Source organism: Prauserella alba, from assembly GCF_024171735.1.
Taxonomy (GTDB): Bacteria; Actinomycetota; Actinomycetes; order Mycobacteriales; family Pseudonocardiaceae; genus Prauserella; species Prauserella alba.
On the sequence record NZ_JAMTCH010000004.1, the window covers coordinates 1,261,746 to 1,281,471 of the forward strand.

14 protein-coding genes are annotated in these 19,726 nt (G+C 70.6%); 1 reads left to right on the top strand and 13 read right to left on the bottom strand.

Translation table 11 applies throughout. From position 1 onward, the window contains the following. Window positions 1–68: 68 nt before the first annotated feature. The 6 genes from LY12_RS14670 to LY12_RS14695 all read right to left on the bottom strand — a co-directional run bounded on the left by LY12_RS14670 (window position 69) and on the right by LY12_RS14695 (window position 11,446). Entirely contained in the window at window positions 69–1,259 is a 1,191-nt protein-coding gene (locus LY12_RS14670) for a DNA polymerase III subunit delta' (RefSeq protein WP_253856948.1), read from the bottom strand. Then, the gene (locus tag LY12_RS14675; protein ID WP_253856950.1) at window positions 1,256–3,454 is read right to left on the bottom strand and encodes a bifunctional MFS transporter/dTMP kinase; all 2,199 of its coding nucleotides are present in this window, start codon (window positions 3,452–3,454) and stop codon (window positions 1,256–1,258) included. Before LY12_RS14675 ends, LY12_RS14670 begins: the two co-directional genes overlap by 4 nt. Before the next feature lie 353 nt (window positions 3,455–3,807). Further along, entirely contained in the window at window positions 3,808–4,386 is a 579-nt protein-coding gene (locus tag LY12_RS14680) for a hypothetical protein (protein ID WP_253856952.1), read from the bottom strand. Window positions 4,387–4,754: 368 nt separating this feature from the next. Next, a complete protein-coding gene (topA, locus tag LY12_RS14685; protein ID WP_253856954.1) occupies window positions 4,755–7,814 on the bottom strand; it encodes a type I DNA topoisomerase in 3,060 nt (1,019 codons plus the stop codon). A 484-nt stretch (window positions 7,815–8,298) separates the two neighbouring features. Then, on the bottom strand, window positions 8,299–8,904 hold the full coding sequence (locus LY12_RS14690; RefSeq protein WP_253856956.1) for a hypothetical protein: 606 nt from the start codon (window positions 8,902–8,904) through the stop codon (window positions 8,299–8,301). Between the two features lie 259 nt (window positions 8,905–9,163). Next, the gene (locus LY12_RS14695; protein ID WP_253856958.1) at window positions 9,164–11,446 is read right to left on the bottom strand and encodes a sodium-translocating pyrophosphatase; all 2,283 of its coding nucleotides are present in this window, start codon (window positions 11,444–11,446) and stop codon (window positions 9,164–9,166) included. Between the two features lie 242 nt (window positions 11,447–11,688). Here LY12_RS14695 and sftH point away from each other — a divergent pair, with 242 nt between their 5' ends. Then, window positions 11,689–14,145, top strand: coding sequence for a DEAD/DEAH box helicase (gene sftH / locus LY12_RS14700; RefSeq protein ID WP_253856960.1), 2,457 nt, complete (start codon window positions 11,689–11,691; stop codon window positions 14,143–14,145). Here sftH and LY12_RS14705 read toward each other — a convergent pair. The 7 genes from LY12_RS14705 to LY12_RS14735 form a co-directional block, all read right to left on the bottom strand. After that, window positions 14,115–14,768 (bottom strand): bifunctional DNA primase/polymerase, encoded by a 654-nt coding sequence (locus tag LY12_RS14705; protein ID WP_253856962.1) that lies wholly within the window; start codon window positions 14,766–14,768, stop codon window positions 14,115–14,117. The two genes, sftH and LY12_RS14705, sit on opposite strands and share 31 nt — an antisense overlap. Window positions 14,769–14,931: 163 nt before the next feature. After that, window positions 14,932–15,495: an Rv3654c family TadE-like protein gene (locus LY12_RS14710; RefSeq protein WP_253856963.1), complete on the bottom strand. Its 564-nt coding sequence runs from the start codon at window positions 15,493–15,495 to the stop codon at window positions 14,932–14,934. Window positions 15,496–15,674: 179 nt separating this feature from the next. Further along, window positions 15,675–16,184, bottom strand: a complete 510-nt coding sequence (locus tag LY12_RS14715; protein WP_308292121.1) for a TadE family type IV pilus minor pilin — start codon at window positions 16,182–16,184, stop codon at window positions 15,675–15,677. Continuing rightward, the gene (locus LY12_RS26125) at window positions 16,184–16,801 is read right to left on the bottom strand and encodes a DUF4244 domain-containing protein (RefSeq protein ID WP_308292122.1); all 618 of its coding nucleotides are present in this window, start codon (window positions 16,799–16,801) and stop codon (window positions 16,184–16,186) included. Before LY12_RS26125 ends, LY12_RS14715 begins: the two co-directional genes overlap by 1 nt. A gap of 105 nt (window positions 16,802–16,906) precedes the next feature. Next, window positions 16,907–17,626, bottom strand: a complete 720-nt coding sequence (locus LY12_RS14725) for a type II secretion system F family protein (RefSeq protein ID WP_253856965.1) — start codon at window positions 17,624–17,626, stop codon at window positions 16,907–16,909. After that, entirely contained in the window at window positions 17,623–18,471 is an 849-nt protein-coding gene (locus tag LY12_RS14730; RefSeq protein ID WP_253856969.1) for a type II secretion system F family protein, read from the bottom strand. Before LY12_RS14730 ends, LY12_RS14725 begins: the two co-directional genes overlap by 4 nt. After that, window positions 18,465–19,679, bottom strand: a complete 1,215-nt coding sequence (locus LY12_RS14735; RefSeq protein ID WP_253856970.1) for a TadA family conjugal transfer-associated ATPase — start codon at window positions 19,677–19,679, stop codon at window positions 18,465–18,467. The genes LY12_RS14730 and LY12_RS14735 overlap by 7 nt, the downstream gene beginning before the upstream one ends. Window positions 19,680–19,726 lie beyond the last annotated feature (47 nt).

A 19,726-nucleotide genomic window follows, 5' to 3' on the forward strand; every position in this document is an offset into this window, starting at 1 on the left:
CGGCGCGTAGCTGTGTTCAACGCCCCCAAGGTGCCCTGGGGCACGGCACTTCGGCCCCGCCCGTGCGGTCAGCCCTCGCGGAGGGTGGTGATCATGGCCTCGACGGCGATGCGCGGTTTGACGTTCCAGGTGATCGCCTCGCGGCATTCGAGGACCGCTTCGAGGCGCCGCAACGTGGACGCCGGCGTCCACTCGCGCGCGGCCTCGCGGCTGTGTTCGGCGAAGTCGGGGTGGTTGAGAGCGGCACCGGATCCGCTGGAGGTGACGAGGACGTCGCGGTAGAACCCGGCGAGGTCGATCAGTGCCAGGTCGAGCGTGTCCCGCTGGGTTCTGGTGGCACGCGATTTCTGCCGCTTCTCCAGCTGTTTCACGGCGGCGTCGGCGGAGCGTTTCGCCGCCGCCACACCCTTGCCCGTGCCGCCAGAGCCCATCGCGGTGCGCAGTTCCTCGGCTTCGGCCTCGTCGCGCGACTTGCTCTCGTCGGCGGCGTCGGACTCGGCGGTCTTGATCAGCTCGTCGGCGCACGTGAAGACGTCGCCGGGCCTGCGCAGTCCGAGCGGGATGCGCAGCACCGCGTCGCGCCTGCCACGTGCCGCTTCGTCGGTGGCGAGCCTGCGCGCCCTGCCGACGTGCCCGCCGCACACCGATGCCGCCCACCGGGCTGTCGACTCGTCGACACCGTCGCGCTCGGCCAGCACCCGCGCGATGGCGTCCGGCGGCGGTGTGCGCAACGTGACGAGCCTGCACCGCGACCGGATCGTCACCGACACGTCCTCGGGGTGGTCCGACGGCGCACACAGCAGGAACACGGTGCGGTCCGGCGGTTCCTCCACGGCCTTGAGCAGTGCGTTCGAGGCACCCTCGGTCAGCCGGTCGGCATCCTCGATGATCACGACCTGCCATTCACCGGTCGTGGGCCTGCGCGCGGCGGCCTGCACGAGCGAGCGCATCTCCGCGACCGAGATCGACAGCCCTTCGGGGACGACGAGCCGCACGTCGGCGTGGGTACCTGCGACGGCGGTGCGGCAACCGGAGCAGCCACCGCAGCCCGTGCCCGTGGAGCACTGCAACGCGGCGGCGAACGTCCGCGCCGCCACCGACCGGCCCGATCCCGGTGGACCGGTGAACAGCCACGCGTGGGTCATCCCGCCGGTCGGGTCGGCCTCACCTGCGACCAGCGCGGCGGCCGCCGACGCCGCGGTCTGCAACGTCTCCACGGCCGGTTCCTGACCGACCACCTGCGACCACACCGACGTCACGACGCGGTCCCCTGCCTCGCGCGCTCGCTCGGGTCGGTATCGCTCGGGTCGGTCTCGCCCGCCGCGGAAACTTCGGCGGCTCCATCGGTCCGGCCCTCGACTCCGGCCGCGTCCTGGGCTCCAGCCGGGTCCTGGGCTTCCGAGCCGTTCTCGCGGCCGGACTTCCTGCGCCGCGAGCTCAGTCCCGGAATCTTCCCGGCGAGGGCGCACTGGACCGCGGTGTGGATCCGGTCGGCGACGTCGTCGGGGCTGCCGTCCGCGTCCACGACGACGTAGTGCTGCGGGTCTGCCGACGCCATTTCGGTGAGCAGTTGCTGCACCCGCCAGTGCTGCGGACCGGCCGACGAGCCGTCCGCACCGCCGTCCGCGGTGGTCGCGGCCGGGTCGGTGTCGAGCAGCACCGCCAGGTCGGGCCGCAGCCGCGCCGTCGCCCAGTCGGCGAGCCCTTCCAGCTCGGAGGCGTCGAGCCCGGCCACCGCCGACAGGTGCGCGAGCGGCGAGTCGACGAACCGTTCCATGACGACGACGGCGCCGGAGTCGAGCGCAGGCCGGATGTCGCGTTCCACGATGTCGGCGCGCACGGCCGCCGCCGCAAGCGCTTGCGCCCGTGCGCTCGACAGGGACGCCCCGGAGACGATGTCCTGCAGGCGTTCGTCGTCGAGCGCCGGATCGGTGGCGAGCACGACGTCCCGTTCCCCGGTACGCAGCGCGTCGGCGAGGCGGGCCGCCTGGGTGCCGGTGTCGGTATCCGTCGTGCCTTCCAATGCGATGAGCAGGCCGTTCACCCGCCGCGGCCGCCTGCGCATGACGTTGCGCAGATCGGCGAGGATCGGTTCGGTGCGGCGCGAGTCCATCTGCCGGTACGCGATGACACCGACGAGCGCGGCCAGCAACCCACCGCCGAGCAGCACCGGCCGGGTGCCGTCGATGATCAGCTCGTTGCCCCACACCGTGACCTTGTGCGGCTGCACCAGGCCGATGAGCACCGGAACCATCGCGGTCGAGCCGAAGATGATGATCTTCAGCAGCGACTGGTAGATCGCATTGATACGCCCGCGCATCGAATCGTCGATCTGCGAGCCGATGATCGTGACGCCGGTGAGGAAGCCCGCGCCCGCGCACGCACCCACGGCGGCCGCGGCGACGAGCGACACGGCCAGGTGGGGCGACAACGCCACGACGATCAGCGCCAGGCCCGCCAGCACGATGCCGACGCCGAACAGCCGGTCGTGCGGCAGCCTGCGCGCCAGCTTGGGCACCATCGCCAGGCCCGCCGCGGCGCCGACGAAGACCGCCACGAACAGCAATCCGAACGACGAGTCGCCGCCGCCCAGACTGGACGAATACGGCTTGGCCGCACCGATCACGGCACCGCCCGCGGCGAACGCGCCCATCATCCCGATCAGCAGGCCGCGGACCAGCTTCGTGCGCCGGATGTAGCTGAAGCTCTGCCGCACCATCGCGATGAAGCCGACGTTGTCCTCGTCGGACCCGTCGCCGCTCGACGCGGTGTCCTGCGCGGCCGTGCTCGCAGGCACCGGGTGGACGTTACGGAGCGACAGTTCCGGGATGCGGGTCGCGATGAGGATCGCGCTGGCCAGGTACAGCAGCGCGTTGATGAACACGACGGCGTTGGCGACACCGAACTCGCCGAACGCGTCGGGCGAGATGCCGAGCGTCGTCTGCACACCGGTGAGCACCGAGTACAGGCCCGCACCGCTGACGACCGCGAGCCCGTAGGTCATGAACAGGCCGAGCTGGTTGGCCGTTTCCACCTGATCCGGCCTGCGCAGCAGGTTCGGCACGGCTGCGTCCTTCGAGGGGATCCACATCATCGCGGCGGACCCGGCCATGAAGTTGGCGACGAACAGCCAGATCGGCGACCCGACGATCGGGATCGAGAACAGCAGCGCGAACCGCGCGAGGTCGGCGCAGATCATCACCTTGCGCCGGTCGAACCGGTCGGCGAGCAGGCCTCCCAGTGGCGCGAACAGCAGCCCCGGCAGCAGCTGGGTGAGCACGACACCGACGAACGCGAAGTTCTGCAGCAGGTAGTCGTCGGTGTACTTCGTGACGAGACCGGTGAGGCCGAGCATCGCGAGCCAGTCGGCCACGCTGCACAGGTACGTCACCGCCCACAGCCGCCGGAACGGCCGGATCCCCAGCACGCTGCGCGCCCGCCGGGTCGTGGACATCTCGTGATGCGCCGAAGGACCTCCCGGCACGCGGGGCGACCCCTCGGTGTCGCCGGGAACCGCGTCCTGCACCGTGGCGGACTCCGCCGACGCGCGGTCACCGCGTCTGTCGGCGTTCTGCGTCCCCCGAGCTGCCTCGCTGATGTGCCCACCCCACATGACCGGCGCTGCCTGTGCGGCCAGGGTATCGCTGACCTGCCCGCCCTCGCGGGGTGGACCAGCGAAGACACCGCGCGTAGGCATTACCCCACCGACGGTGATGTCACACCGGGCGATTCACCGAATTGCGACAGCGGCCGGCCGGCGACGGCCGGTCGGGGTCACGCAGCGCGTCCGGTTCAGGAGATGGTGGTTCAGGAGAAGATGCTGCCCACGCTCTCGACGAAGCTGGCGACGAACTGAATCGCCACGATCACGAACACGATCAACAGCACACCGGCCACGATCATGCCGGTCGAGGCGTTCGACGGCCTGCGCACCGTGACGCGCTGGTTCAGCGGCTGCTTCACGGGCTTGGCTTCCGAGGGCCGCTGCGCCTGCTGGGACTGCTGCCCCCGGCGCAACATCGCAGGCAGCAGCTGGCCCCGCATGCGCGGCCGCGGGAGCTTGCCGAGTCTGCCCCTGCCACCGCTCGCCCCGGCGCCGTTCGTCTCGGCGGCGTCGGCACCGTCCGCGCCTGCACCGTCGGAGGCGCCGTCGTCGGGCGCCTCGGCCTCCGGGGCGCCGCCTGCGCCTCCCGAGCCCGCCTGCTTCGCGTCCTCCTCGGCGAGCGCCGCGGCGGCCTTGGTCCGGATGACCTCCAGGTCCGGCACGGTCGACTGTGCGGGAGGAGTCATCGAACCGGCCCCGTCCGCGGCGGTGTCCGCGTCGGCGAGTGAATCGCTGTAGCCGTGCGCCGACTCCGGAGCCTGGGTACCGTCTCCGCTGCCCACGCGTCCTCCTCGTACCTGCTTCCGATGCGGGGAACCCGCAGTGACATGCCGTCGGCTGCCAGGGTAGCGGTCCCATCACACCGCGCATCCGCCAACAGGACGATGACCCGGCTCACCCAGCGGCCGCCGCGACCGCAGCGGGTAGTCCGCCCATAGGCGGCCCCCGACCACCATCCTGAGCCGGAAGAGTGACTGTACGCTGCACAAACGCTCGACGGGACCGGCTGCGGGACGCCGCAGGACCCCTCACACCGGGCCCGCGACGACCGGTCGGCGACATCCGCCGGACCGGTGACCGCCCGCCCGCACCGACGACGCGGCTCCCGGCGGGAGAGCCCACCGGGAGCCGCGTCGCGGTCGCCGAACCGCTACTTCTTCGCGGTCGTCGTACTCTTCTTCGCCGTCGACTTCGCCGTCGACTTCGCCGTCGACTTCGACCCCGTTGACTTCGATGCGGTGGAGCCCGACGACTTGCTCGACGTGGACTTCTTCGCCGTGCTCTTCGTGGCCGTGCTCTTGGTCCCCGTGCTCTTCGTGGCCGTGGACTTGGTGCCCGTGCCCGTCGACTTCGTTCCCGCGCTCTTGGTGCTCGCGGCCGACTTCTTGGTCGTGGTCTTCTTCGCGGGCCCCTTGGCACGCTTCTCGGCGAGCAGCTCCTCGGCGCGTTCCTGCGTCAGGTCCTCGACGCTGTCGGACTTGCGCAGCGACGCGTTGTACTCGCCGTCGGTGACGTACGGCCCGAACCGGCCGTCCTTGACCACGATCGGCTTGCCGGAGACGGAATCCTCCTTGAGCTCCAGCAGCGGCGGCTTCGCGGCCTGCCTGCCCCTGCGCTTCGGCTCGGCGTAGAGCTTCAACGCCTCGTCGAGCGTGATGTCGAAGATCTGCTCCTCGGTGGCCAGCGAACGCGAATCGGTGCCCTTCTTCAGGTACGGCCCGTACCGGCCGTTCTGCGCGGTGATCTCCTCACCGGACTCGGGATCCGTGCCCACCACGCGCGGCAGCGACAGCAGCTTCAGCGCGTCGTCGAGGGTCACCTCGGCGATGTCCATCGACTTCAGCAGCGACGCCGTACGCGGCTTCGGCTTGGTCGCCTTCTTCGTCGTCGCCTTCTTCGCCGTGGTCTTCTTGGCAGCCGTCTTCGTGCCGGCCTTCTGCTCGCCCGACGAGTCCTCGCCCACCTCGGCAGACTCCGCAGCAGCCTCCTCCGCCGAGTCCTGCTCGGCCGGTTCCTCCTCCGGCTCAGGCAGGATCTCCGTGACGTACGGGCCGAACCGGCCTTCCTTCACGACGATCTCGTGCCCACTCACCGGGTCGGTGCCCAGCACGCGCCCTTCCTGCGGCGTCGCGAACAGTTTCTCCGCGATCTCCAGCGTGAGCTCGTCCGGCGGCAGGTCGTCGGACAGGTTCGCCCGCTGCGACTTGCCGTCGACCTCGCGTTCCAGATACGGCCCGTAGCGGCCGACGCGCACGACGACGTCGCGTCCCTCGGAGTCGGTGAACATCGGGATGGAGTTGATCTCCCGCGCGTCGATGTCCTCGACACCCGACCCGACCAGCTTCTTCAGTCCGCCGATGCGGCCGACCGAACCGTCGACGCCCAGATCGCCGCCGAAGTAGAACCGCGACAGCCAGCTGGTGCGCTTGTCGTCCCCACTGGCGATGCGGTCGAGTTCGTCCTCCATCGCCGCGGTGAAGTCGTAGTCGACGAGCCGCTCGAAGTGCCGCTCCATCAGCCCGACCACCGAGAACGCCACCCACGACGGCACCAGCGCGGAACCTTTCTTCCACACGTAACCGCGGTCCTGGATGGTCTTGATGATCGACGCGTACGTCGAGGGACGGCCGATGCCCAGCTCCTCGAGCTTGCTCACCAGCGCGGGCTCGCTGTAGCGCGCGGGCGGCGACGTCGCGTGACCATCCGGCTCGAGCTCGGCAGCCGTGAGGTTCTGTCCCTCGGCGAGCTGCGGCAGGCGCTTCTGCTTGTCGTCGGCCTCGCCGCCCTCCTCGGTGTCGACGGATTCGACGTAGGCCTTCAGGAAGCCGGGGAACGTGATCGTCCGGCCGGAGGCCGAGAACACGCACTCCTCCCCGCTCGTGGCCGTGCCGGTGATCTTCACCGACATCGTCGTGCCCTTGGCATCGGCCATCTGCGATGCGATGGTGCGCTGCCAGATCAGCTCGTACAGGCGGAACTCGTCGGTCTCCAGCTCACCGGCGACCTGGCCGGGCGTACGGAACACCTCACCGGCGGGACGGATCGCCTCGTGCGCCTCCTGCGCGTTCTTGACCTTGCGGTTGTACTGCCGCGGGCTGTTCGACACGTACTCGGAGCCGTACAGGTCCGTCGCCTGGCTTCGCGCCGCCGACAGTGCCGCCTCCGACAGCGTCGTCGAGTCGGTACGCATATAGGTGATGTAACCGTTCTCGTACAGCCGCTGCGCGATCCGCATCGAGCGCTCCGACGAGAACCGCAGCTTGCGGCCCGCCTCCTGCTGCAACGTCGACGTCATGAACGGCGCGTACGGCTTCCGGGTGTACGGCTTCTCCTCGACACTGCTGACCGCGAAGTCACGACCGTCGAGTGCCTCGGAGAGCCGGTTCGCCTCCGCCTCGTCCAGCACGCGGACCTCGGCCGAGGAGTCCTTGAGCCTGCCGTCCCAGCCGAAGTCACGGCCCGTCGCGACCCGGGCACCGTCCACCACGGTCAGCCGTGCGGGGAAGTTCCGCGGCGCCGCGTCGGCACCCGCGTCCATCGTCGCCGAGATGTCCCAGTACGACGCCGAGGTGAACCGCATGCGCTCGCGTTCCCGCTCGACGATCACGCGCGTCGCCACCGACTGCACCCGGCCGGCCGACAGCCTCGGCATGACCTTCTTCCACAGCACAGGCGAGACCTCGTAGCCGTACAGCCGGTCGAGGATGCGGCGCGTCTCCTGTGCGTCCACCAGGTCCGGGTCGAGCTCGCGCGTGCTCTCCGCCGCGGCCCGGATCGCCTCCGGCGTGACCTCGTGGAACACCATGCGGCGCACCGGCACCTTCGGCTTCAGCGCTTCCAGCAGGTGCCAGGCGATGGCTTCGCCCTCGCGGTCGGGGTCCGTCGCGAGAAAGAGCTCGTCGACGTCCTTGAGCAGGCCCTTGAGCTCGGTGACCGTGGACTTCTTGTCGGCGGGGACGATGTAGAGCGGCTCGAAGTCGTTGTCGACGTCCACACCGAGTCGCGCCCACGACTGGCCCTTGTACTTGGCCGGCACGTCCGCGGCACCCCGCGGCAGGTCACGGATGTGGCCGCGGGAGGACTCGACGACGTAGTCGCCTCCGAGATAAGGCGCGATCTTGCGCGCCTTCGTGGGCGACTCGACGATCACCAACCGTCGGTTACCGTCGCCCGAGCTCTCGTTTTTCTTCTTCCGCGTCGTTGCCGCCACGCTGTCCCGCTTCCTCACATCACCTGTCGGACCCGCCAGTGTGCACGCTGAACGTCCGTCGTGTCTGCCCAGGTTCCTCGACACGCCACATGCGACGTGTCAAGTGGTTCGGCCGATTCGTCCTCGATGTTTCCATGCTGCCGCGCCGACTCTCCTCCGCCACCCCCACGGTGACTGCCCGCAGGCGGGCCGCACAGGTGACGTGGAACTCACCCGGCCGAGTCGGCCTCCGCGTGTCATTGAGACACCGCCGGCCGCCCAGACATTCCCGGGCACCCGGATCACGAATCACGAACGGGTCACCGATCTTCCCGCCCGATCGCTCACGTCGAGAGGGCGTGCGGCCTCACGTCGCGCACCCTCCGGCACCACGACGACCGCATCGAACGCGGCTCGGCGGCGTGTCCCGCCGAGGAGACACACCGCAGCCGGCGCTTTCCGGAACGCCGCGCCGCTCGCGTCGACGGCACCGCCGCGTTGCGGGTCAGCGGCCCGCGATACGGGCATCGCCCCGTGCCGTGAGCTGACCGCAGGTGTCCGAACGATCACCCGCAGCGCGGAGTTCGGGCACCCGGTCGAGGTCGCCGAGAAGATCGAGCGCACCGACGCGGTCGAGCGTCGCGCGAACGGCACCTACCGCGTCCGCCCCGCGCCGGTCCAGCGCACGTTTCGCGGCGACCGCCTGCTCACGCACCCGGCCGTAGGCCTCGACCGTCGACCCGCGCACCCGCTCGGCACCGTCCACGCCGGTCTCCCCGAGCCCACGGAGACGTTCCAGTGCGGTGTCGAAACCGCCGATCATCACGGTCAGGAGCCTTGCGGACGTGGCGGAGGTGCCGCCGGGAGTGCTGGCGTCGATCTCCGGGTAACGGCTCGCCGCGTCGACGACGTCCGCCGCCGCGCCACAGTATTCGTCCACCCAGGCGAGGAGCACGTCGGCACGCTCGGGAGCGGCCGGACCCCCTGACGCCGCATCCTCCGGCGCCGCGGTGCCGGACGCGCGATCCGCCTGCCGCGCCGACGAGTCCGGGTGACCGCACCCGGCCAGCAGTGCACAGCCGAGAACCCCGCCGGCCACGCCGATCCTCACGAACCTCCGCGCCCCCAACGCCGCCCCTTCCGGTCACGGTTCGTACTGCGTCCGACGCGGAGAGTACCGCCTGCGCCCAGGGTGTACGCGGACACTGTGCCGGTGCCCACGCCGATCCGAACGGGTGCGGGACGGCGAAAGCCCCCAGAGGAACCTCGGCTGTCGCTCCCGCCGGCCCCGCCGCCCCTCACGGGGCCTCCTGCGCGCGGCTGCGTTCAACGGCCGAAGTGCCCCTGGGGGCATCAGCACTGCTTCCCGGTCAGGCGTTCGTCGGGGTTTCCGCCGGTGTTTCGGTCATCGCCGAACCACGCCGCTTCGACACGACGATCGCCGCGACGATGATCGCCACCGACACGACCGAGAACGTGATCCGCAGCGCCGGAGAGGCACCTTCACCCACCGTGAGCTGGACGACCGCGGGTGCGATCAGCAGCGACACCAGGTTCATCACCTTCAGCAGCGGGTTGATCGCCGGGCCCGCGGTGTCCTTGAACGGGTCGCCGACCGTGTCGCCGATGACGGTCGCCGCGTGTGCCTCGGAGTTCTTCCCACCGTGATGGCCGTCCTCGACCAGCTTCTTCGCGTTGTCCCACGCGCCGCCGGAGTTGGCGAGGAACACCGCCATCAACATGCCGCACGCGATCGCACCGCCGAGATACCCGGCGAGCGCACCCGTGCCGAGTCCGAATCCGACGGCGATCGGTGCGAACACCGCCAGCAGACCGGGCGTCGCGAGCTCGCGGAGCGAGTCACGGGTGACGATGTCGACGACCTTGCCGTACTCCGGCCGTGTCGTCCCCTCCATGATCCCGGGGATGTCGCGGAACTGCCGCCGCACCTCGTAGACGACGGCACCCGCGGCGCGTTCGACCGCGCTCACCGCCAGCCCCGAGAACAGGAACACCACAGCCGCACCGATGATCACGCCGACCAGAGTGTTCGGCGAGATGATGCTGTCGAGGAACGAATCCGGCAGCGCGTCGCCCGCCATCCGGCCGACACTGTCCAGCGCCTCACCGATCGCCGAGGAGTACGACCCGAACAACGCGGTCGCCGCCAGCACGGCCGTCGAGATCGCGATGCCCTTCGTGATCGCCTTCGTGGTGTTGCCGACCGCGTCGAGCTCGGTGAGGACCTGCACGCCCTCACCCTCCTCGAGGTCACCGGACATCTCCGCGATGCCCTGGGCGTTGTCCGCCACCGGGCCGAACGTGTCCATCGCGACGATCACGCCGACGGTGGTCAGCAGGCCCGTGCCCGCGAGGGCCACGGCGAACAACGCCACCGCGCCGCCCAGCAGGTACGCGCCGAACACGGCCGAGCCCACCACGAGTGCCGTGTACACGGCGGATTCGAAGCCCACCGAGATACCGGAGAGGATCACGGTCGCCGCCCCGGTCTCCGACGTCTTGCCGACGTCCTTCACCGGCTTGTTCTCGGTGCCGGTGTAGTAGCCGGTCAGCCACAAGATCACGCCGGCGAGCGCGATACCGATGAGCACCGAGAACGTGGCGATCACGGCGGGGTTGCCGGACACGCCGGGGAACGAGCTCGGCAGGAACACGAACGCCGCGATCGCCGACAGCACCGCCGAGATCGCCGCCGAGATGTAGAAGGAGCGGTTGATCGTCGTCAGCGCGCTCTCGCCCGAGCGCGCCTTGGTGATGTAGATGCCGATCACGGCCGTGATCACCCCGATCGCCGGGATGATCAGCGGGAAGACGAGCCCTTCGCCGCTCGCGCCGAACGCCGCACTGCCGAGGATCAACGCGGCCACGAGCGTCACGGCGTACGACTCGAACAGGTCCGCGGCCATGCCCGCGCAGTCACCGACGTTGTCGCCCACGTTGTCGGCGATCGTCGCCGCGTTGCGCGGGTCGTCCTCGGGGATGTTCTGCTCGACCTTGCCGACCAGGTCTGCGCCGACGTCGGCGGCCTTGGTGAAGATACCGCCGCCGACACGCATGAACATCGCGATCAGCGCGGCACCGAAACCGAACCCTTCGAGCACCTTCGGCGCCTGGCCCGCGTAGACCAGCACCACGACGGCGGCGCCGAACAGGCCGAGACCGACCGTGATCATGCCGACGACACCACCGGTGCGGAACGCGACACGCATCGCCTTCTCCCGGCCACCGGACTGCCTGGCGGCCGCCGCCACCCGGACGTTCGCTCTCGTCGCCAACCACATACCGAGGTAGCCGATCGAGAACGAGAACACCGCGCCGATCAGGAAGAACAGCGAACGTCCGATGCGTTCGTTCCAGTCCTCGGCCGGTAGGAACAGCAACAGCAGAAACACGACCACGCCGAAGACGGCGAGTGTTTTGCGTTGCCGGTTGAGATAGGCAGCGGCGCCCTCCTGCACGGCGGTGGCGATCTCGCGCATCCGCTCCGTGCCCTGGTCAGCCGCCAGGACCTCTTTGAGCAGGACATATCCGAGTGCCAGTGCAGCCAGGGCGATCACGGCGACCACGGCGACTATGCCGTAGTCACCTCCGGCCAGCTCCGGAGAGCCGGCCGCGAGGAAGTGCCGGGACATGCGTCCTCCTGAAACGTCGCCTACGCCAGCAGCGACCGGTCGGCCGCGACACTCCGCGGACCCCACTGTGTCGACGCTGACATGGGATGTGCACCACTTTTTGCGGTTTGTCGGCGCAGTGTATTGGTATCGGAGTCGATCTCGGGAGACCTGTTTCGGGGCGGATACCCGGCGTAGCAGTGTGGCACCGGTCACTCTCGGGTGTCGGTCGTCACAGTGAAGGCTGTGCGATTCTCGAACAGATGAACGAAGCCTCGACCACGCGTGCACGCCGGCTGCTCGCGCGCGCGACGGCCGGCATCCCCGAGCGGCGCGACCCGGTCACCCACGTCGCCGACCTCCCGGGCCGCGACGCCGAGGTCACCGAGTGGCCGTCGTGGTCTCCGGCCGAGGTCGTGACGGCCCTGCGCAGCGGTGGCGTCGACCGCCCGTGGACCCACCAGACGACGGGCGCCACGGCCGCGTGGGAGGGCTCCGACGTCATCGTCGCCACCGGCACCGCGTCCGGGAAGTCGCTCGTGTACCAGCTGCCCGTGCTGTCCACGCTGGTCACCGACAGTTCCGCGACCGCGCTGTACCTCGCGCCGACGAAAGCCCTGGGCGCCGACCAGCTCGGAGCCGTGACGGACCTGGACCTCGACGGCGTGCGCGCGGCGTCGTACGACGGCGACACCCCGCGCGAGGAGCGCGACTGGGTCCGCAAACACGCACGTTGGGTGTTCAGCAACCCCGACATGCTGCACCGCGGCATCCTCAGCGGGCATGCGCGCTGGGCAGCGTTCTTCCGCAACCTGCGCTATGTCGTCGTCGACGAGTGCCACAGCTACCGCGGCGTGTTCGGCTCGCACGTGGCGTTGCTCCTGCGGCGCCTGCAGCGCGTGGCCCGTCACTACGGCGCCGCACCGGTGTTCGTCCTCGCGTCCGCGACGACCGCCGAACCCGCCGAGTTCGCCGCTCGTCTCACCGGCAGGCCCGCCACGGCGGTCACCGACGACACGTCACCTCGCGGCCCGCGGACCGTGGCGTTGTGGGAACCGCCGCTGCTCGACGAGCTGACCGGGGAGAACGGTGCGCCCGTGCGACGTTCCGCCGGGGCCGAGGCAGCACGCATCCTCGCCGAGCTGGTGATCGAGGGGGCTCGCACGCTGGCGTTCGTGCGATCGCGCCACGGTGCGGAACTGACGTCGCTGGGCGCGAAACGCATCCTCGCCGAGGTCGACCCGGCGCTGGAGGAGACGGTCGCCGCCTACCGCGCCGGTTACCTGCCGGAAGAACGGCGGCGGCTCGAAGCCGACCTGATGGCGCGGCGACTCCTCGGCGTGGCGACCACCAACGCGCTCGAACTCGGCGTCGACATCTCCGGTCTCGACGCGGCGGTGCTCGCCGGTTACCCGGGCACGTTGGCCTCGTTCTGGCAGCAGTCGGGCCGCGCGGGGCGTGCGGGCGACGACGCGCTGGTGGTTTTCGTGGCGCGGGACGACCCGTTGGACACCTACCTCGTGCACCATCCGGAGGCACTGCTGGATCGGCCGGTCGAGACCACCGTGCTCGACCCGGTCAATCCGTACGTGCTGGCACCGCAGCTGGCGTGCGCGGCCGCGGAGGTGCCGCTGAAGGCCGGTGAGTTGGACGCGTTCGGCGGCGACGAGGCACGTGCGGTGCTGGAGTCGCTGGTGGCCGACGGCGTGCTGCGCCGCAGGCCGAGCGGGTGGTACTGGACGTCACGGGACCGGCCGCAGTTCGATGTGGACATTCGTGGTTCGGGCGGCGAGCAGGTCGCGGTCGTCGAGGCGGAGACGTCGAGGCTGCTGGGAACGGTCGATCCGAGCTCGGCGTGCACGACGGTCCATCCGGGCGCGGTGTATCTGCACCAGGGTTCGTCGTACGTGGTCGACGAGCTGGACCTGCAAACCGGGCTGGCGCTGGTGCACGCCGAGGACCCCGAGTGGAACACGTCGCCGCGCGAGGTGATCGACATCGAGGTGCTGGCTACACACCAGAAGCAGCATTTCGGGGGCGTGACCGTGTGCCTCGGCGATGTGGCCGTGACGTCGCGCGTCGTCGGCTATCTACGGCGACTGCCTTCGGGCGAGGTGCTCGATCAGGTGGCGCTCGATCTGCCGGAGGAGGAGCTGCGCACCAGAGCCGTCTGGTACACGATCAACGACGAGCTGCTCCAGAGCGCGGCATGCGTGGACACGGAAGCCGACGGTGCTGGTGCTGGTGCTGGTGCTGGTGGAGTGGAAGATGCTGCAGGGCGCCGGGAGGCGCCGGGGCTGGGATCGGCGCGCCTTCCCGGCGCCCTGCATGCTGCCGAGCACGCAGCGATCGGCCTGCTACCGCTGTTCGCTACGTGCGACCGCTGGGACATCGGCGGAGTGTCGACCGCGTTGCACGCTGACACCGGGGAGGCGACGGTGTTCGTGCACGATGGTCATCCCGGGGGTGCCGGTTTCGCCGATCGCGGGTTTGCCGCGCTGGTCCCATGGCTGGCCGCTACGCGGGAGGCGATCGTCTCCTGCGAGTGCCCGGCCGGGTGCCCGTCCTGCGTTCAGTCGCCCAAGTGCGGGAATGGCAACGAACCGCTGGACAAGGCGGGGGCTGTGACCGTGCTCGACATCGTGCTCGGGGCGATGAGACGCGATGGCGCACACGGTCACGGGGTGGTTCAGGCCGCAGACGAAGCCACGGCGGGCTGATCTTCGGTCGGGAGCACCGTTGTGGCCGGGTCCGTCACGGTCGCGTCGTCGTGTTCGCCGAGTAGAGCGCGCACCAGCACCTCGTGCACGGTCGAGGGCTCGGGCAGCCGCCAGCCCCAGATCTCCGGCTTGACGCGCCAGTGCACCACGCCCTGCCGATACGGAGTCGGCGGAAGCGGGACGTACCCGTCACGGCCGTGCCAGGTCACGTCCTCGTTCTCGGCGAGCACGGGGTGCACGGCATCGGTCGAGGTGGTGAGGAACAGCCACCGGCCGTTCGGCATCGCCACGATCGGCGCGGGGCGGCCCGTCACCCGCAGCAAGGACGCCGCCCGCCTGCCGAGTTCGTCGCCGACCTCGAGAGCATCGACCATCGTGCCGGTTGCGACCAGCAAGCTGCAGGGTTTGCCGGTGAACCACGCGGCGACCTGACGCGGGTGTGCGCCGAGCCGGTCCTGCCAGTCCTCGTGTGCGGGTGCCGGGTACTCCCAGTCGGCGCCCTCGCCCGGGGAGATCGTGCCCGGCAAGATGGGCCAGCCGCGCTCGGCGAGGCTGATCGCCTCCGCACGCAGCTCGATCCGGAACGAGCCGCGCCAGCTGTCGGGCCACTCCATGTCCAACATGTCTTGCTCAAGCCTCCTGAAACCGTTCGCACCGCTTCGTCGCGGCGTCTGATCTCACTTAACGGCAAGTTGCAGGGTCGACGACAGAGGCGCTCGACAACCGGACGTTCGGAGACGATGAGTGAGCATCGACACAACGGTCGCGCCGAACACCGGTCGCCGGTCATCGGGCCCTGCCGCCGATCGACGTACCGTTCGTCGTGGCGATGACCTGGGCACCGGCCGGCCGAACACCGGCAGGCGGGTCCCGGCCACTCCGTGGTTTCTGCACGACGTCCGCACCCAGCGCACGCGGCGGATACCGTTCACCGCGTGCAGCCGACCGCTGCTCGTCGTCCGAATGCCCCTCGGCTTCCGTCGCGGGACCGGCGCGCGCACGTGCGGTCACCGGGCCGAAGACGGCGAGCCACGGCCCACCGCCGGCTTCGACGGTCACGAGCGCATCCGGGTGCGCGACGCGGCAGTCGGCCAAGTCGACGTGCATGCGGTCGGTGACCGTCCGCGCCAGCCGGCACGCGTCGCCCATGCCGCCGTCCACCCGGCCGGCAGCCGCCAGCGCCGCCAGATCCGCGGCGTTGGCTGCCTGGTGCCGGACCGCAGCCACATGACCGACCAGCCACACCACGCCCGCGACCGCCAGCAGACCTGCGATCGCGAACGCGCCCCACACCGTGGCCATACCCGCTTCGGCATCCCGTTTCCCTGCCGCATCCCGCGGACTTGCCACGTCCCGGCGCCTTGCCACGTCCCGCGGCCTTGCCTCCTCCTGCTGTCTTGCCGCCGCCCCCTGCCTTCCGGAATCCGGCGACGGTGCGGCGCCGGTGCCCGGCGGCGCCGCATCGGTGCCCGGCGGCGCGGTGCGTTCGCGGAGGTCCCGCTCAGGGCGCGGGCTCCGCTTCCCGAACCTCATTGTTCCGCCTCACTGGCTGCAGCTCCTTCGGTTCCGGGTTCGCGGATCGCATAGGCCTCCGCCGCGAGTTCCGTTCCCGGCAACAGTCCGCCGAGGATCGGGCTGCGCACGGTGACGACGATGCCGGTGCCGTCGCCGGTCGCCGTCAACGTCGCGCCGTCCGGGGCCAGCCGCTCGACGGCTTCCCGAGCGCGGGCATCGTCGCCTCTGCCGAGCAGGCGTGCCGCCTCACCGGCGGCGTCGGCACAGCGCGCCTGGTCCAGCATCGCCGTGACGACCCCCAGGACGAGTCCCAGCACCACGATCAGCGAGCACACCGTGATCGCGCCTTCGACCGTCACCGCGCCACGGTCACGCTCGTCACCTCCACCGGCCGGTTCGCCACGCCCGGAGCCCCCGGTGCCGTCCCGGCAGGCCACTCCGGGCCCACCTCGCCCACCGGTGCCGGAACCGCCGCCGTCGCGACCGCGGGTGCCGTCACGAGCACGCGGTTCGACGGTGGACATCAGAAGTCCACCGACAACGCCTGCTCGATGAGCGAGGTCAGGGCGGAGGTCACGGAGTCGCCGGTGACAATCACGTACAGAACCGCCGCCAGCGCTGCGGCGGCCAGCGTTCCTATTGCGTATTCTGCCGTCGACATTCCCCCATCGACGTCGCATTCGTCGCGCGCCTCGTCGTCGGGCTCGGCACGACCGGCGACGGCAACGGACCGGCCTTCGCGACCGCCGCCGCCATTGCGGCTGCCGCCATCGCGACGGCCGCCTTCATTGCGATCGGCATCGTGGTCACCGGGGTCGCGTTCACCGAGCTGTTTCTCCCGGCACTCGTCTGCGATCCAGCCGGCACGCGGCATCCCCTCGCATTCCGGTCCGGCCTGTCTGGGAATCAACGCAGCCAGATCAACCGTCGCCCCATCCGCTCTCGCCCCATCATCCGCTGTTGTCCCATCCGCTGTCGTCCCGTCGGCTGCCTTCAGGGTCGGCCGGCCGTCGCACAGGCTGGTTCGCGGAACCTCCTCGAGATTCCCCGGTGTGCCCGTTTCCCGCGGTGGGGTCCCGCTCGTCCCCGACGGCCGGGCGAAGGGCAGAACCGTGCGCACAATCGTCATAACCGTGTTCATGACTTTCCTTTCTCCATCGATTTTCGCCGCCCGCTCATGCCGAGCGGCCTCCTTCGGGTCGACATAGTCAGCCGACGCAGTGGGCCTTCGGCCGAGACGAGCGGTTCAGACCAATAACTCGCCCGCGAGTCCGATCACGACAGGCGCGATGCCGAGACACAGGAACGCGGGCAGGAAGCACAACCCGAGCGGCCCCGTCACCAGAACTGCCGCTCGTTGGGCGCGGGCCTCTGCGGTGTCCGCGACGGCCTCACGTTCCCGGTGAGCCATGTCTTCAGCGACCCCTGCGAGCGCACTGCCGGAGCGGGCAGTACGGCAGGCGGCGCGAGCGAGTTCGGCCGTGGCCGGGCACTCCCGAGCCGGCTGCCAGGCCTGCCGGGGTTCTGCACCGAGCGTCAGCAACCCCGCGGTGGCACGAAGCGCGGCGGCCGCATCTGGTTGGGCCGTCGACGCCACCGCGTGCACTCCGGTGGACACCGGCATGCCCGAACGCAGGCATGCGGCAAGCAGGTCACCGGTCGCAGCCATGCGCAACGGATCCGGCTGTGGGCGGCCACGGCGCGCTCGCGCCCGCCGGATGCCCCACCACACGCAGGCGCCGGTGAAGGGCGCTGCCACGACCGCCCCCGCGGCGGCGACGAGCAGCGCGACCGACACCGCCGCGCACGCCGGCAACCCGCGTTCCGGAGACGTCAGGGTTCGCAGCAGCCGCGAGCGTGGCATCGAAGCCGGCCGCGACGGGAGCAGCGCACGCAACCGTGTGGCCGACGGAACCGGCGGCAGCCAGAGCGCAGCGGCGAGCAACGCAGGCACGAGCGGGCTCATCCGGGCAACACCTTGCCCGTGATCGCCGAAGTCCACGCCACACCGCCGAGTAACAACGCGGAGCCCACCGCAAGGAGCACCTGCCCAGCTGTCGTCGTGAGGAGCACGCCGAGCGGTGCCGCTCCCATCGCCTCGCCGAGCAGCACTCCGAGGACGGGCAGTCCCGCAAGAATCAGTGCGCTCGCCCGTGGTCCCGCCATCCGCGCGTCGAGCGCGCTCGCAAGCCGGGCACGCGTCGCCACGTCGCGGTGGACCGCGTCGACGATGTCGGCCAGAGCCAGTCCGTGCCGCCGCGCAAGCGACCACGCGGCGGTCACGCGCTCCAGCACGCCGACCGGCAGCGATGCCGAGTTCGGAGGCAGCCCGGCGAGGCCGGTGTCCGGTTCGCCGCCGAGCCGCACCGACACCGCGATGGCCCGGAACACCGGAGCGACGTGAGGCGCCGCATCCTGCGCCGCAGCTTCGGCCGCGGTCGCGGGATGCGCGCCGGCACGGAGGTCGCCCGCCATCGCGCGCAACGCCTCGGCGAGGCCGTTCAACGCGGCAACGCCCCGCCGAACGCGGCGGCGAGCCCGGGTCTGCACGCACACCGCGGCCACACCGAACCCGGCCGCCAGCACGAGACCGGCGCCCACCCACAGGGAGACCAGCAGTACCGGTGGCAGCGCCGCGACGGCACCGGCGCGCCACGACCACGGCGCTCGCCACCGGCTCCCGGAACGTTCCGGGGCGGGCGCCCGCTGGACCACACCCCGCAACCGCTGTCTGCCCCGCTGTTGCGGCCAGAGCAGCAGTGCCGCGCCCCCGGAAGCCAGGGCGGGGGCCAGCTGGACTGCCGTCACCATGGCGGCTCCACTCCCCGGCCGCGCAGCATGGACGTCAGCAGCTCGTGGTCCGCAGTGGGACCAGACGACGTCCAGACGGGCCGCACCTCGACTCCGTCGCCGCTACGCCGTAGGACGCCGATCTCGGTGAGGCGCCGCGTGCCGCCTGCCCGCTCCATGTGCAGCACGATCTGCACCGCCGCCGCGAGCTGGCTGTGCAGCGCCGACCGGGTCAGTCCACCGAGCGCGGCCAGCGCCTCGAGTCGGGCGGGCACTTCACTCGGTGAGTTGGCGTGCAGGGTGCCCGCACCGCCGTCGTGACCGGTGTTGAGCGCGTTCAGCAACTCACAGACCTCAGAGCCGCGCGCCTCGCCGACGACCAGCCGATCCGGCCGCATCCGCAGGGCCTCCCGCACGAGGTCGCGCAGCGTCACCTCACCCGCACCCTCGACGTTGGCAGGCCGCGCGACGAGCTGCACCACCTGTGGATGCGACGGCCGAATCTCCGCGGCGTCCTCCACACTGACGATGCGCTCCTTCGGGGAGACCGCGCCGAGCAGCGCCGCGAGCAGGGTCGTCTTGCCGGAACCGGTCGCACCGCTGATCAGGAAAGCCAGCCGCGCCGCGACGACGGCCTCCAACAACGCGAAACCGGATTCGTCGACTGTGCCCAGCCTGCGGAGAGCCCGAAGATCGTGCGCGGCGGGCCGGAGGACACGCAGCGACAGACAGGTCCCGGCCGCCGCCACGGGCGGCAACACCGCGTGCATACGTACCCGTCCGTGCGGTCCCGCCCCGGACAACCAGCCGTCGACGAACGGCTGGGCGTCGTCGAGGCGCCTGCCCGCCGCGAGCGCGAGCCGCTGCGCCAGCCTGCGCACGGCCTCCTCGTCGGCGAAGGTCACGTCCGTGCGGCGCAGACCGCCGGAGCCGTCGACCCACACTTCGTCGGGAGCGGTCACCAGCACGTCGGTCACCGCCGAGTCGTCGAGCAGCGGTTCCAACGGTCCGGCACCGACGAACTCGTGCCGCAGCAAACGGAGCGCGTCGAGGACGTCGAGATGCCCTGCGACTCCGGTCGTTTCAGCACGCACCGCTTCGGCCACCGACTGCGGATCGGCGGCAGAGCCGGTGTTCGCAAGCCGCTGCCGAACCCGTTCGACCAGTCGCGGACCGTCATGCGGTTCCGCATCTTCTTCGGGTAGTGAATGGACAGTACTGCTTCCCATGTTCTCCCCTTGAGAAACGATATCGGAGCATTGCTCCGGAACGGTCA